The organism is Haladaptatus sp. T7, from assembly GCF_026008575.1.
Taxonomy (GTDB): domain Archaea; phylum Halobacteriota; class Halobacteria; order Halobacteriales; family Haladaptataceae; genus Haladaptatus; species Haladaptatus paucihalophilus.
Genome location: NZ_BROP01000001.1, coordinates 126,168 through 139,256 on the forward strand (window position 1 = coordinate 126,168; position 13,089 = coordinate 139,256).

Below are 13,089 nucleotides of genomic sequence, written 5' to 3' on the forward strand. Positions count from 1 at the left end.
AACCGCACGAAAAGCCCCGCGACGAGGACGGCACCGTCATCGAATTCGAGAAAGCCGAGTGGCTCGGTTTCGACCCCGACGAACTCCCCGAACGGCTCTTTCGCGGAGCGTTCGCCGGAAACCGCGGGAGCGACCGATTCGAGGCGTTTCTCGACCCCGCAACCACGCCGGTCACGGTCGGCGAATACCTCTGGGAGCACTTCCGGTACGAGTACTACTACGACCCGGACCGCGAGAAGCCGCACGAAAAGCCCCGCGACGAGGACGGCACCGTCATCGAATTCGAGAAAGCGGACTGGCTCGGCTTCGAGGAGGAAGACCTGCCGGGCTTGCTCTCCGAGGGGGCCGCGAAGGCGCGGAAGCTCCTCGAAATCGAGGACGAGCGGACGCTCGACGTTCCCGAGGAACTGGACGAGGACGCCTTCTTTTCGACCGTCGAAGGGTACACCACGGTCGTCAACCGCTACGATTTGGAGAAAGCGGTCGCGCTCCCGAAGAAGAGCCACTTCCGCGAGGTGGACCGCTACTGGGTGAACAAACCCTACTCGTTCGTCATCATCTTCCACTCCGAGAAGGAAAACGAGACGAAGTACTACCTCGTGGAGCCGCACCGGACGCGAATCGAGGAGGACCTGCGGGAGTTTCTGACCGGCAAACTCAGGACTTCCATCAAGTACGCGAGCGACGAGGTGGTCGTCGAAGCCGACGAAGAGGCCCGCGAGGACGTCATCGAGCGCGAGGCGCTTCGCCTTCTGTCGCGCTACGACCTGTACATGCTCGACGACGACCAAATCGCCGACCTTCTCAAGGGAACGCTTTCGGGGTACGACCACGCCCGCGAGACGTGGACGCGATACTCCGCGGAGATCGAAACCCGCACCGACGAGACGCTTCGAACCCTCCGCGAACGGGCGGAACCGTACGTGGAAAGCCTCCGAGGGACGCGGACGAGCGGCGTCGAATCGACCGATTCGGCGTCGGATTTGGATTCGGATTCGACATCGGAACCGAATTCGGAATCGGAGTCGAGCGCGGAATCGGTGCCGAACGCACCGACCTCCGACGAAACGGACGAAGATGGAGATGTGACCGAGAGGTCGGCAATTGACGAGTCCGACGAGGACGACACACCCGAAGGCGAAGCGGACGGAGACGGCGATTCGGAGGGAGAACGCGAGCACGAAGAGGCCGAGAAAGCGGAAGAAACGGAGAAGGAACGAGAAAGGACCGACGAAGCCGAGGAGACCGACGGTGACGAATCCGAAGAAGGAGAGGAGGCGGGAGAACTGGAAACCGAAGCGAAGGGCGACACTCCCGAGGACGGTCAGGAAACCGACGGAGGAAACGCAGACGGCGAGGCGGTCGAAACCGTCGCCCAGACCGCCGAATCTGAGGCGGCCGAAACGATAGCAGCGACGAAACCGGAAACGGGACCGGCGACGGAATCGACAGCGGAATCGGTCGAACCGACTTCCCCTGACGACCCGGCGACGGCCGCCGGAGGGGGGCGTCTCGGCGAATTTCGGACGCGGTGGGACGAACTTCTCCGCGAACGTGCCGGGGACGAGAGCCTTCGCCGGGCGGTTCGAACCCGAATCGAGGAGACCATCGAGGAGCACGAAGTGGACGACGAGGGTGGCGAACTCGACGGCATCATGGCCCGGCCGGAACCCGCCCTGTTGGAGGAGGACGCGGACACGCTGACGGAGTACCAGGTCGAGAAACTGCTGTACGTCCTGAAGCGGAACTTCATCGGCTACGAGCGCATCGACGGCATCAAACACGACATCAACGTGGAGGACATCTCCTGTGACGGCTACAACTCGCCGGTGTTCGTCTACCACTCGGACTACGAGCAGGTCATCACGAACGTCTTCCACGAGGAGACCGAGTTGGACGATTTCGTCGTCAAACTCGCCCAGCGCTCCGGAAAGGGTATCAGCAAGCGTCAACCGCAGGTCGATGCCACGCTGCCCGACGGGTCCCGTGCCCAGTTGACGCTCGGGCGCGAGGTGTCCGACCACGGGACGAACTACACCATCCGGCAGTTCAAGGACGTGCCGTTCACGCCCATCGACCTCATCAACTGGAACACCTTCTCGCTGGAGGAGATGGCGTTCCTCTGGTTGGCCATCGAGAACCACCGGTCGCTCATCTTCGCCGGTGGTACCGCGTCCGGGAAGACAACGAGCCTCAACGCCGTCTCGCTGTTCATCCCCAGCAACACCAAAATCGTCTCCATCGAGGACACGCGCGAGGTCGAACTCCCCCAGCGCAACTGGATTGCGAGCGTCACGCGCCCCTCGTTTTCGGACGACGACAAGGGCGACGTGGACGAGTTCGACCTGCTGGAGGCCGCGCTCCGCCAACGCCCCGACTACATCGTGATGGGCGAGATTCGGGGCGAGGAAGGGCGGACGCTCTTTCAGGTCATGTCCACGGGACACACGACCTACACGACGTTCCACGCCGACACCGTGGGCGAGGTGCTGAAACGGTTCACCACGGAACCCATCAACGTCTCGAAGACGCTGTTCACCGCGCTCGATTTGGTGTCCGTCCAGACGCAGACGCGGGTGAAGGGGAGCAAGGTGCGCCGGACGAAATCGCTGACAGAAATCAACCACTACGACACGGAGAACGACGAAATCAACGTCAAAGACGTGTTCCAGTGGCGCGCCGAGACGGACGAACACGAACCGCTCACCGGGTCGAACACGCTGGAAGAGATCAAGTTCGACCGCGGGTGGGACCAATCGCGGTTGGACGAGGAACTCCTGAAACGCCGGACGATTCTCGCCTACCTCATCGACAACGGTCTGAACGAGTACACGCAGGTCGCGGCGACGGTTCAGGCGTTCATCAACGACCCGGACACCATCCTCGCGCTGGTGGCGAACGACGCGCTGGAAGACAGCCTCGCGGACCTCCGCGAGATGGAGAGCGTGCTCATCGACATCGACCCCGAGAAGGAGGAGATGGTCCCGCGGCCCGACCCGACCGAAGAAATCGCCGACCTCTCCGCGGACATCCTCGCCGAGGCGGATGACCGGCTCTTCGACCGGTATCGAGACGTGTACGTCCCGAACGAGGGCCTCGCGGTCGCGCTAGCGGACACGGCGAAACCGACCGAAGCCCCGGCGACCGACGTTCCACCGAACGCCCTCGGCGGGAACACCGACCTCGATTCCGAACTCGACCCGGAACCGACGCTCGACGACGACCCGTTCGGCGGGTTCGAAGAGGCGACGGTTTCCGACGAGGTGGAACGAGCGAACGCGGACGGTACGGATGTGGAAGAACGAGCGAATACGAACGGTGTGGACGTGGAGGAACGGGATGACGAGGATGGTTCGGACGTGGAGGAACGGACGAACCGAAGCGACGAAACTGACGAGACGGTCGCCCCGAGCGGGGAACCGGAGGACGAGCGATGAGCCTCGGCTCCGCGTCGGCGGGGGACGGTTCGAGCGCGGACGTCCTCGCCGACGCCTTCTACCCGCTGTACGACCGTATCTTCCCAGAGAACAGCGATTTCGTCGCCGACCTCGAAGGGAAGTTAGCCGAGGCGCGGATGTCAGAGACGGCGGAGCTGTACCTCTCGCGCGGCCTCGCCATCGGAACGCTCGCCGGACTCGCCCTGTGGCTGGTCGGGCTGTTCGTCGGCTATCTCCTCTTGCGGTTCGGCGTCGTCGGCACCGGGGTTTGGATCGGCATGCCGGTCTCCGGAACTGTCGCCGAGGCGCTGAACGCGCTCAAGGTTCCCGCGTTGGTGTTCGGCACCGGCGTCGTCCTCGGTGCGGTCGGGTTTCTGGCCGGATTCGGAACGGTGCTCGTCATCCCGTACAGCCGCGCCGGGGCGCGAAAGCGGGAAATCAACATGCTTCTGCCGGACGCCATCTCGTTCATGTACGCCCTCTCCATCGGCGGGCTGAACCAACTGGAGATTCTGGAGGCGATGGCGAAGGCGGACGACACCTACGGCGAGGTGTCCCGCGAGTTCCAGAGCGTCGTGCAGGAAACGGAGTACTTCGACATCGACTACCGCAACGCCATCAGAAAGCGGGCGCTCGAAACGCCGAGCGACGAACTGTCCCAGTTTTTCACCGACATGCTCTCGATAATCAACAGCGGCGGGAACATGACCCGGTTTCTGGACGACAAGAAGGACAAGCACATGCGGACGGCGAAACAGGAACAGGAGTTGACGCTCGAAACGCTGGAACTGTTCGGCGAGATGTACATGACGCTCTCGCTGTTTCCCCTGTTGCTCATCATCATCCTCGTCATCATGAGCATGCTCGGAAAGGCACAGGAGATGCTGCTCTACGGAACGGTGTACGCCCTGATTCCGCTCACCGGCGTCGGCTTTCTCGTGCTCGTCTCGACCGTGAAACAGGACGAGGTGGGTGACGGCTTCCTCGACTCCGGCGACGGCGGCGACCGCCTCGAAACGGTCTCCGGGGCGGGACTCCTCCACCTCGGCCTCGTCGAGGAGTTCGTCGGCGAGTTCTCCGTCTTCGACCGAATCAAAAGCCGAGAGGGAACGCACACCACCCTCGAACTGCTGAAACGGCCGCACGTCTTCTTCCGCGACAACCCGCTGTACGTCCTCGGCATCACGCTCCCGACCTCGATGGTGCTGGTCGCCAGCGCGGTGTGGACGGGGACGGTGGCCTCGTCCGTCGAGGGGTTGCGGGCGAACCCGACGTGGACGACGTTCGTCTACGTCTACATCCCGCTGTACGTGAACGGGGTCCCGCTCGCCGTCTTCCGCGAGTGGAACGTCCGGTCGCGCCACAAGGTGATACGAAAGCTCTCGGACGACCTGCGTAAGCTGTCGAGCGCGAACGACACCGGTCTGACGCTGCTCGAATCCGTCAAGAACGTGGCCGAAACGTCCTCGGGGAAACTCGCCGACGAGTTCGACCGGATTCACGCCAAAGTCGAATACGGCATGGGCATGAAAGCGGCGCTCATCGAGTTCAACAACCGATACCACATTCCGCGACTCGCCCGAACGGTGAAACTCATCAGCAAGGCACAGGAGGCGTCGAGCCAGATTACGGCGGTTCTGACGACGGCGGCGCAGACGAGCGAGAATCAGGACGACATCGCGCGGGAGCGCCGCTCCCGCGCCCGCATGCAGGTCGTCATCATCATCATGACGTACCTCACCCTGCTCGCGGTGATGGCGATTTTGAAGACCCAGTTCCTCGACGTGATGGCGAACCTCTCGGCGAGTGCGGGCGGAAACGGCGCGTCCGGAGCGAGCATGAGTTCGTCCGGCATGAGTTTCGGCGACGGCATCGATACCGAGACGCTCTCGATGCTCTTTTTCCACGCGGTGACGATACAAGCCATCCTCTCGGGATTCATCAGCGGCTACATCCGCGACGCCGACCTCCTGTCGGGCGTCAAATTCTCGGTCGCGCTGGCGACGACCGCGCTCGGAGTTTGGGTGGTGGTCGGCTGACGATGGACGACAGAGGCCAGACGCTGAACGACTACGTGCTCGGCATCAGCGTCTTCCTGCTGACGGTGGCGTTCGTCGTCGCGTTCCTGCCGGGTATCTTCACCCCGTTCAACGCACCGATTGGCGATTCGACCACCGCTCGGGCGAGCCGCGGCGCGACGTTCATCGTCGGGAACCTCTCCGTCGATGGTCACCCGAACGTGCTCGACCAGGCTCGGACCGCGACGTTCTTCCAGCGGAACGAAACCGAACTCCGCGAGACGCTCGGCTTCCCGCGGACCACGGACGTCAACGTCACCGTCGTCGAGGAGGCGACGCGAACCGTCGCGTGGACCGCGGGCGACGCGCCGGGCGAGCACCCGACTGCCGCGACGGGCCGGGTCGTGCGAATCGGCGCGAAAACCTACCGACTGACGGTGAGAGTATGGTAGACGACAGGGGGCAGGCGTACACGCTGGAAGGGTTCGTCGGCGCGCTCGTCGTGTTGACCGCGCTGCTCTTCGTCTTTCAGTCCATCGTGCTGACGCCGACGACGGCGGGGACGGTGGACCAAGACGTGAAAGCACAACTCCGGGTGCAGGCGAACGACGCGCTTCGAACCGCCGACACCGACGGAGCGCTTCGAAACCTCACCCGCTACTGGAACGCGAGCGGCGGGTTCGCTTACACGAACGGAACCGACGTGGGATACGGAACCCACCCGCCGTGTGCCCCGACCGTCTCGCCGGACGGGACGTGCGATTCGTTCGGCGAGACGCTCCGCGACGTGTTCACCGCCCGCGGCTACACGTACAACCTCTACGTGACCTACCAGCTGGCGAGCGACCCGACGGAAACCGCCACGGAGCGCGTCGTCTACCGCGGGGTTCCGTCGGCGAACGCGGTGACGGCCACCCGCGACGTGGTTCTGTACGACGACCAGTGGTTGACCGCGCCGGAGGACGCCGGAAACGCGACGCTCGAAGCGCTCGGCTCCGGCGGGTTCTACGCGCCCGACGCCAGCGATGGCGTCGTCTACAACGTCGTGGAGGTGCGGTTGGTCGTATGGTAGCCGACGCCGAACGACGAGGCCTCCGCGGCGACGACCGGGGACAACTCATCCTCGTCGGAGCAGTCGTCATCGCCATCGCGCTGGTCGGCGTGGTCGTCGTCCTCAACAGCGTCCTCTACGCGGAGAACGTCGCCAATCGGGAGCCGATTTCGGCCACGCAAGACGTGCGGGACGCACAGACGCTCGTTCGGGAGGACGTCGGCTCGCTGGTCCGGCGGGTGAACGACGACGCGCGATACGACTCGCCGAGCGCGGTCCGAACCGCCGTCAACGGGAGCGTCGCGGAGTACGGGACGCTCATCGGGCTTCGAATCGCCCGGCGCGCTCCGGCGTCGCTGAACCTCTCCGTCACCGACGAAACGGTCGGGACCGGCATCGAACAGGATTCCGGCGGCAACTTCTCGGACGCGGGCGACGGGAGCAACTGGACGGTCGCGCGCAACGCGGACGTTCGGCGGTACGTCGCCACGGTGAACCGGTCGTCGCTCTCGACCGACCCCGACACGGCCTTCGCGGTGACGACGACCGACGGAGCCGCCGACTGGACGCTTTCCGTCTACCGAAACGGGACGAACGTCGTCGTCCGAACGAACGGCTCCGCGACGCCGACGGCGAGTTGTCCGGTCGCCGCGGAGCGCGTTCGAATCGACCTCCGAAACGGCTCGGCGGGTGGATGTTCGTTCACGTTCGCCGACGGCGTGGGCGACGGCTACGACGTCGAGTACCGGAACGGCGTGAACGCGAGCGGGAACTACTCCATAGTCCTCAACGGGACCGACGCGACGATTCCCTCCGGGGCGGTGCACACCGGTTCCTCGGCGTCGCCGTATCGAACGTACGTCGTCTACGACTTCGCGGTGCGGTTGACCTACGCGACGCCGGAACTGACCTACGGAACGCGGATACACACCACCCTCTACGAACCATGATTCCGACGCGACTCACGGCGGACGACCGGGCGGTCTCGACAACGGTCACGTACGTCCTGACGATGGCCATCACCGCGGTGCTCCTCGGCGGACTCATCACCGCCGCCGGGGGTCTCGTGGAGAACCAGCGAACGCAAGCGGTGCGGAACGAACTCGGCGTCGTCGGCGAGCGGATGGCGGGCGAGTTGACGAGCGTTGACGTCCTCGTGCAGGCGGGCGACGACCCCGCGGTTCGACTGCGGGCGCGCCACCCCGAACAGGTCGCGGGGAGGTACTACGCGGTCGAACTCGTGACCGGCGGGACGCCGCCGTGTTCCACCCAGCAGTGTCTCGTCCTCTCGACCGACGACGTGACCGTGACGGTGCCGTTCGCCACTGCGACGCCCGTGCAACCGGGGCGGGTGTCCGGCGGCACCGTCGTCATCGAATACGACGCGGTGAACGGAACGCTCGGGGTGACGAAACCATGACGTTCGACGAACGGGGCGTGAGCGAGGTGCTGGGGTTCATCTTCATCTTCTCGATAATCGTCGCGTCGGTCGGTATCCTCTACGTCAGCGGGGTCGGGTCGCTGACGAGCGCTCGAAACGCGGAACAGTCGCGGAACGCCCAGCGAGCGTTTTCAGCGCTGGCGACGACGTTCGACGACCTGCAACGCGGTCGTGCGCCCGCTCGCGCCGGTGAGATTCGTCTGTCGGGCGGGTCGCTTTCGGTCGAGAACGAGACGGAGCTTCGCGTCGTGGTCGACCAGACGAGTCCGTCCGCGGTGACGCTCAACCGAACGCTGTCGCACGGATCGCTCGTCTACTCGTTCGACGGGAGCGTCGTTCGGTACGAAGCGGGAGCCGTCTTCGGTCGGAGCGACGGTGGAAGCGTCACCCTCCGCCCTCCGGCGTTCGCGTGCGGTCCCGACCGGGCGTTCGTCTCGTCGGTGTCGGTCGTCGGTGCGGGGGGACCGTCCGCGCTTCGCACGGACGGGTCCGTGCTCCTCGTCGGACGAACCGCATCGAAGGAACTGGTCTTCCCGACCGACTCGACGCCACAGGACGCGGCGCAAGCCACGACGGTCAGGATAACCGTCGCGTCGTCGCCGAACGACGCGGCGTGGCGTCGGTACTTCGAGGGTACCGGCTGGTCGAAAAACGGGTCGTGGTACGAATGTCACACCCGACGGGCGGTCGTCCGCGAGACGACCGTCGCGTTCTCCGTCCGGGACTGACAATTCCCATCGCGTTTCTCGTTTCGAACTGGCCGCCGTCATCGCGTTTCCCGTTTACAAGCGGTTTTCACCCGTCGGCTCGCTCGATGGTGACCTGATTCATCGTCACGTGGATGCGGAAGTCCTCGGGTTCGCCGACGCTGCCGTCCTCGTGAATCGAGATGAGGACCACCGCGTCGTTGTAATCGGGATCGCCGCTGCCGCATTTCCCCGTCCCGATGTCGTCGGTGGTGGCGTCGGGACAGGAGAGTTCGTACACCAACACGAACTCGTTCGGGTCGAGGTCGAGGTAGCCGGTGTCGTTGATGCGGCCGCCGAGCATCTGGGACATGTTCCGCTGTTCGGGGTTCGCGGAGCCGTAGCCCGGTACCGCCATCCCGTCCGAGAGGAGCACGACGTTCCCCTCGTTCGTCCCCGTTCCATCGGCTTCGACGACGATGTTGGTCATCAGCGACCCTTCGTAGTCGGTCCGGTAGGATTCCCAGACGTAATCGTACCGCTCCCCGCCGGACTCGTACTGGTTGAGCCGCTTCGTCGCCGACGAACCCCAATCGACGGAGCCGATACCGTACGCGGTCCCCTCCACGCTGATGACGTCGCCCGCGGTCACGTTCTCGGAGAAGTGATAGTGCTCGCCGTTGGTCGGGTCGTTGATATCGTGTCTGATGACGTCCGTCGGCCCGACGCCATCGCCCCACGGCTCGTACGTGTCGTCGCCGACGTTGATGCGCATGTTGATGGGAGCGTTGCGCTTCGTGCCGTGGACCTCCCACTCGCCGGTCGTGTCGTTTTGGACCCAGTTCAGGTTGCCCCCGGAGGAGATTTCGGTCCCGAGAACGTCCACGCTCACCGAGGCGTTTCGTTGGGTGCTGACGCTGTTGTCGTCGCTTTCGGCCGTCGAACCGCTCAGAATAACCGTCAGGGACGCGGTTTCGTTCGCGTCGTCCACTGCCACGGTCCCACCATCGACGTGGGTTCGGAAAAAGTCGGCCCACGCCCGGTAGTAGTCGCTCTCGACGGTGAGCGTCGCGTTGTCCGGCGGGGTACACCGCGGGGCGTCGAACGTCTCGCGGAACGCCTCGCTGTCGGCGCGGGACGCCGTGACGTTCTTCGTCGCGCGGAGTCGCTCGACGGGACCGCTGGCGGACCCGGTGACGTTCACCAACTGAAAACTGAAGGTGCCGTTCCGGTACTGCATGTCCGGCGGCGAAATCATGACGCTCCCGTTTTCGGTTCGTTTCCAGACGCCGCCCGCCTGATACGCAACGACTTCGCCGTCCGCGCCGTGATACTCGATGGCACCGAATTCGATTCGCCTGCTACACGCCGGGTTCGACCCGTTCACGAGCGAGATGGTCATCGCCCCGTCGTTCGTGACTTCGACGTTCCCGTCCTGTCCGCCGAAATCGAGGATGTGCTCGTCGTTCGTTCCGAAGGCGACTTGGCTCAATCTGGCGTCCGCCTCCCGCATCGCGTGCTCCGCGTTCTGCACGCCGACCGTCCCCCGAATCTGATGAACGGCCGACGACCCGATGAGGAGGACCCCGACGACGGAAACCGTCACCAATCCGATCATCAAAACGACACCGATGAGAGGGGACTGCCCACGGCGATTTTTCGATTGTATGTCCGATTTCCGATGTGTCATCGTTTCGTTTTCCACTTCGAAACTGCATAAATCTATACCAAAAAGTCAATAGAAACGAATGGTTGGGAATCGGACGGGACGTGCGAGATTCCCTCAGAAGTCGGCGATTCGTTCGTTGTGGTAGCGGAGAAACTCGCTACCGACGGCGTGGCCCTTTCGAACGGTCAGGGTGTCCCCCACGGACCCGTCGTACGCGTGGTCCAGTTCGTGGGTTTTCGGGTCGATTCGGAGCAACCCGTAGTCCAAATCGCGGTGATGGTTGGGGCAGACGACGAGGAGGTTCTCCGGCATGTCCGGGCCGAAATGGGGGCCACCGAGCGGTTCGATGTGGTGCGCTTCCGCGTAGCCCTCGGTTCGGCTTCGTCGGCGGCGAGTCCCACAGAGCTGACACTCGTAGTCGTAGCGCTCCTTGAGCCGTTCGACTACCTTCCGGTTTCTCGTAACCGTCTCGACGGTCCGTCGGACCCGCTCCGGGTCGTCGGTTCCCTCGGGGAGTTCGGCGGGGGCGTCCGGTCTCGCATCGGCGATGCGGTCGAACTCGGCGGCGTCGATGTCCGAGAGGTCGAGCGACGCGATTCGGTAGCGCCCCGTGTCGTCCACGAACTCGATTTCGTCGCGGTCACGGAGTTGCTGGAGGATTTGCCGAACCTTCGCCTCGGGATGGTCGTTCCCCGGAAATCGCGTTCGGAGGTGGTCGATGCTGTTCGCGTACACCTCGTCGAGGGTGAAGACGGAACTTCCGGTGTGCGTGCGATACCGTGCGAGCTCGACGCGAACGGCGTTCCGCCACGTGACCATGCCGCGGTGGACGGATCGGTAGTATATAGATCCTGTCGCTCCCCGAACGATTGCGAAACGCGACGAAGGACGAATTCGAAACGCGACGAACCGCGATTCAGTCGAACGAAGATAATCGAGGACAAAATTGATGTTTAAACAACAAATGTGTCGTGATATGGTCCTCGAAAACGGCTGGACGGTGTACGACAAACTGGCTGGCGTGTTCGCGCTCGTCCTCATGACGGGTTACTACCTCGTACCGGTTCAAAGCGCGGTCGTGGCGGCGTTCGACGTCGTTCTCGCTCCGTTCGCGGCGCTCGTTCCCACCTCGGTGTTCCTGTTCGGGTTGGCCGGTGCGACCGGACTGTACTCGACGACTCTTCAGCTCCTCCTCCGAGATTCCGACGCGATGGAGCGATTACAGGAGCGGATGAAAATCCTGCAGGAGAAACTGCAGTCCCCGCCGGACGGCGACGATGCGGGGGCTCTCGAAGACGACCAACGCGAACTGATGCGGTCGTGGGTGGCGATGCTGAAACTACAGTTCCGTCCCTTGGTGTGGAGCATGTTGCTCACGATACCGGTGTTCCTGTGGATTCGCTGGGCGATGGCGAATCCCGCGGCGGCGACGGTTCCGGTCGCGCTCTCGCTCCCCGTCGTCGGGCACGTCGCGCTGACCGCCACCCTCGTCGGGCCGGTGAAGGTCTGGCTCGTCTGGTATCTCGGCGGATCGATGTCGTTCAGTTTCGTCTCGCGGCGCGTGCTGTCGCGCGTCCTCGCGTGACCGGAGGAGGACGGACGACGAGCGAACGGAAACCGGGACCGGAATTCCTCCACACCCCAACCCGGCGAACCGCCTACGACGGCATGATGACCGCACGGCCCTCGATTTCGCCGTGTTCGAGTTTTTCGGCGACGGTGTTGATGTCGTCGAGGCCGTATCTCGTCGTGTGCAGCGTGACGTCGCCGCGTTCGACGAGTTTGACTAGTTCCTGTAGCTCCGTGTACTTGCCCACCAGCGTTCCGCGGTAGGCGAACTCGCCGTCAACGAGCGACTGGGACGGTTCGTGGATGTGGCCGCCGTAGCCGACGACGTGGTGGTCGCCGCCGGGGGCAACGATGTCCGGGGCGTAGCCAGTCGTCTCGTCCGCGCCAACGAAGTCGATGACTTGCTCGGCACCCGCTCCGTCGGTGATGTCCGCGATGGTGTCGGGGACGTCCTCCGAACTCGGGTCCACCGTGTGGTGTGCGCCGAGTCCGTCGGCCAAGTCGCGGGCGTCCTCCTTCACGTCGAGGGCCGTGATTTCGACGGCGCTCATCGCGTCCAGACACTGGAGGCCGATGTGGCCCAGTCCGCCGACGCCGATGACGACGGCGTGGTCGCCGGGGTTGAGTTCTCGGGTGGCTTTCTTGACCGCGTGGTAGGCCGTGATTCCCGCGTCCGCGTGGGGCGCGATGTCCACGGGGTCCACCCCGTCGGGGAGCGGGATGACCGCCCGCTCGTTGGTCAGCAGGTATTCGGCGAATCCGCCGTCGGTCGTCAGGCCGGGGAACTGGACGTTCTCGCAGTACATGTCCTCGCCGAGGCGGCACTGACGGCACTGGCCGCACGTCATCACCGGATGGCAGATAACCGTGTCACCCTCCTCGACGGTGTGGACCTCGCCGCCGACTTCGACCACCTCCCCGGCGTTCTCGTGCCCGAGCGTCATCGGGAGGTCCTGGTCCACGTACTCCGTCCACATCCCCTCGATGACGTGGTTGTCGGTCTGACACCACCCCGCGCCTTTGACTTCGACCACGACGTGATTCGACCGACTCGGCTCCGGGCGGTCTACCTCGTCGATGCTGAGCGCGTGTTCCATATCCTCGGTGTACTCGTGCAGGCGTGCGGCTTCCATGGCGCGTAGAATAACCGTCGAATTACGCATAAATATTCGTGCACTACTCAATCAGGATATGTGTTTGGTAGCATATATAACATGA

At 64.1% G+C, this 13,089-nt stretch carries 11 protein-coding genes; 8 read left to right on the forward strand and 3 right to left on the reverse strand.

Annotation, left to right across the window (positions count from 1 at the left end; genetic code table 11):
• Nucleotides 1-773 precede the first annotated feature (773 nt).
• The 7 genes from OPC11_RS00755 to OPC11_RS00785 are packed head-to-tail and all read left to right on the forward strand — an operon-like array spanning nucleotide 774 to nucleotide 8,675.
• Nucleotides 774-3,437, forward strand: coding sequence for an ATPase, T2SS/T4P/T4SS family (locus OPC11_RS00755; protein WP_264781323.1), 2,664 nt, complete (start codon nucleotides 774-776; stop codon nucleotides 3,435-3,437).
• Nucleotides 3,434-5,476, forward strand: a complete 2,043-nt coding sequence (locus tag OPC11_RS00760; RefSeq protein ID WP_264780718.1) for a type II secretion system F family protein — start codon at nucleotides 3,434-3,436, stop codon at nucleotides 5,474-5,476. Before OPC11_RS00755 ends, OPC11_RS00760 begins: the two co-directional genes overlap by 4 nt.
• A 2-nt stretch (nucleotides 5,477-5,478) precedes the next feature.
• Nucleotides 5,479-5,907: a hypothetical protein gene (locus OPC11_RS00765; RefSeq protein ID WP_007980226.1), complete on the forward strand. Its 429-nt coding sequence runs from the start codon at nucleotides 5,479-5,481 to the stop codon at nucleotides 5,905-5,907.
• A complete protein-coding gene (locus tag OPC11_RS00770; RefSeq protein ID WP_264780719.1) occupies nucleotides 5,901-6,527 on the forward strand; it encodes a hypothetical protein in 627 nt (208 codons plus the stop codon). Before OPC11_RS00765 ends, OPC11_RS00770 begins: the two co-directional genes overlap by 7 nt.
• Nucleotides 6,521-7,456, forward strand: a complete 936-nt coding sequence (locus OPC11_RS00775; RefSeq protein ID WP_264780720.1) for a hypothetical protein — start codon at nucleotides 6,521-6,523, stop codon at nucleotides 7,454-7,456. The genes OPC11_RS00770 and OPC11_RS00775 overlap by 7 nt, the downstream gene beginning before the upstream one ends.
• Nucleotides 7,453-7,926, forward strand: a complete 474-nt coding sequence (locus OPC11_RS00780) for a hypothetical protein (RefSeq protein ID WP_007980231.1) — start codon at nucleotides 7,453-7,455, stop codon at nucleotides 7,924-7,926. The genes OPC11_RS00775 and OPC11_RS00780 overlap by 4 nt, the downstream gene beginning before the upstream one ends.
• Nucleotides 7,923-8,675: a hypothetical protein gene (locus tag OPC11_RS00785; RefSeq protein ID WP_264780721.1), complete on the forward strand. Its 753-nt coding sequence runs from the start codon at nucleotides 7,923-7,925 to the stop codon at nucleotides 8,673-8,675. Before OPC11_RS00780 ends, OPC11_RS00785 begins: the two co-directional genes overlap by 4 nt.
• 67 nt (nucleotides 8,676-8,742) lie before the next feature.
• On the opposite strand, the gene OPC11_RS00790 is transcribed toward OPC11_RS00785, so the two are convergent.
• Both OPC11_RS00790 and OPC11_RS00795 read right to left on the reverse strand, forming a co-directional pair.
• Nucleotides 8,743-10,251: a DUF4448 domain-containing protein gene (locus OPC11_RS00790; RefSeq protein WP_264780722.1), complete on the reverse strand. Its 1,509-nt coding sequence runs from the start codon at nucleotides 10,249-10,251 to the stop codon at nucleotides 8,743-8,745.
• A 165-nt stretch (nucleotides 10,252-10,416) separates the two neighbouring features.
• On the reverse strand, nucleotides 10,417-11,121 hold the full coding sequence (locus tag OPC11_RS00795) for an HNH endonuclease (protein ID WP_264780723.1): 705 nt from the start codon (nucleotides 11,119-11,121) through the stop codon (nucleotides 10,417-10,419).
• Nucleotides 11,122-11,278: 157 nt separating this feature from the next.
• On the opposite strand from OPC11_RS00795, the gene OPC11_RS00800 reads away from it, so the two are divergent.
• On the forward strand, nucleotides 11,279-11,887 hold the full coding sequence (locus OPC11_RS00800) for an EMC3/TMCO1 family protein (RefSeq protein ID WP_264780724.1): 609 nt from the start codon (nucleotides 11,279-11,281) through the stop codon (nucleotides 11,885-11,887).
• 73 nt (nucleotides 11,888-11,960) lie between these two features.
• On the opposite strand, the gene OPC11_RS00805 is transcribed toward OPC11_RS00800, so the two are convergent.
• Nucleotides 11,961-13,004 (reverse strand): NAD(P)-dependent alcohol dehydrogenase, encoded by a 1,044-nt coding sequence (locus tag OPC11_RS00805; protein ID WP_007980237.1) that lies wholly within the window; start codon nucleotides 13,002-13,004, stop codon nucleotides 11,961-11,963.
• Nucleotides 13,005-13,089 lie beyond the last annotated feature (85 nt).

Coding starts and splice junctions, on each gene's coding strand:
- OPC11_RS00755 (WP_264781323.1), top strand. CDS start 774: ATGCTCGACGACGACCAAATCGCCGACCTTCTCAAGGGAACGCTTTCG.
- OPC11_RS00760 (WP_264780718.1), top strand. CDS start 3,434: ATGAGCCTCGGCTCCGCGTCGGCGGGGGACGGTTCGAGCGCGGACGTC.
- OPC11_RS00765 (WP_007980226.1), top strand. CDS start 5,479: ATGGACGACAGAGGCCAGACGCTGAACGACTACGTGCTCGGCATCAGC.
- OPC11_RS00770 (WP_264780719.1), top strand. CDS start 5,901: ATGGTAGACGACAGGGGGCAGGCGTACACGCTGGAAGGGTTCGTCGGC.
- OPC11_RS00775 (WP_264780720.1), top strand. CDS start 6,521: ATGGTAGCCGACGCCGAACGACGAGGCCTCCGCGGCGACGACCGGGGA.
- OPC11_RS00780 (WP_007980231.1), top strand. CDS start 7,453: ATGATTCCGACGCGACTCACGGCGGACGACCGGGCGGTCTCGACAACG.
- OPC11_RS00785 (WP_264780721.1), top strand. CDS start 7,923: ATGACGTTCGACGAACGGGGCGTGAGCGAGGTGCTGGGGTTCATCTTC.
- OPC11_RS00790 (WP_264780722.1), bottom strand. CDS start 10,251: ATGATCGGATTGGTGACGGTTTCCGTCGTCGGGGTCCTCCTCATCGGG.
- OPC11_RS00795 (WP_264780723.1), bottom strand. CDS start 11,121: ATGGTCACGTGGCGGAACGCCGTTCGCGTCGAGCTCGCACGGTATCGC.
- OPC11_RS00800 (WP_264780724.1), top strand. CDS start 11,279: ATGGTCCTCGAAAACGGCTGGACGGTGTACGACAAACTGGCTGGCGTG.
- OPC11_RS00805 (WP_007980237.1), bottom strand. CDS start 13,004: ATGGAAGCCGCACGCCTGCACGAGTACACCGAGGATATGGAACACGCG.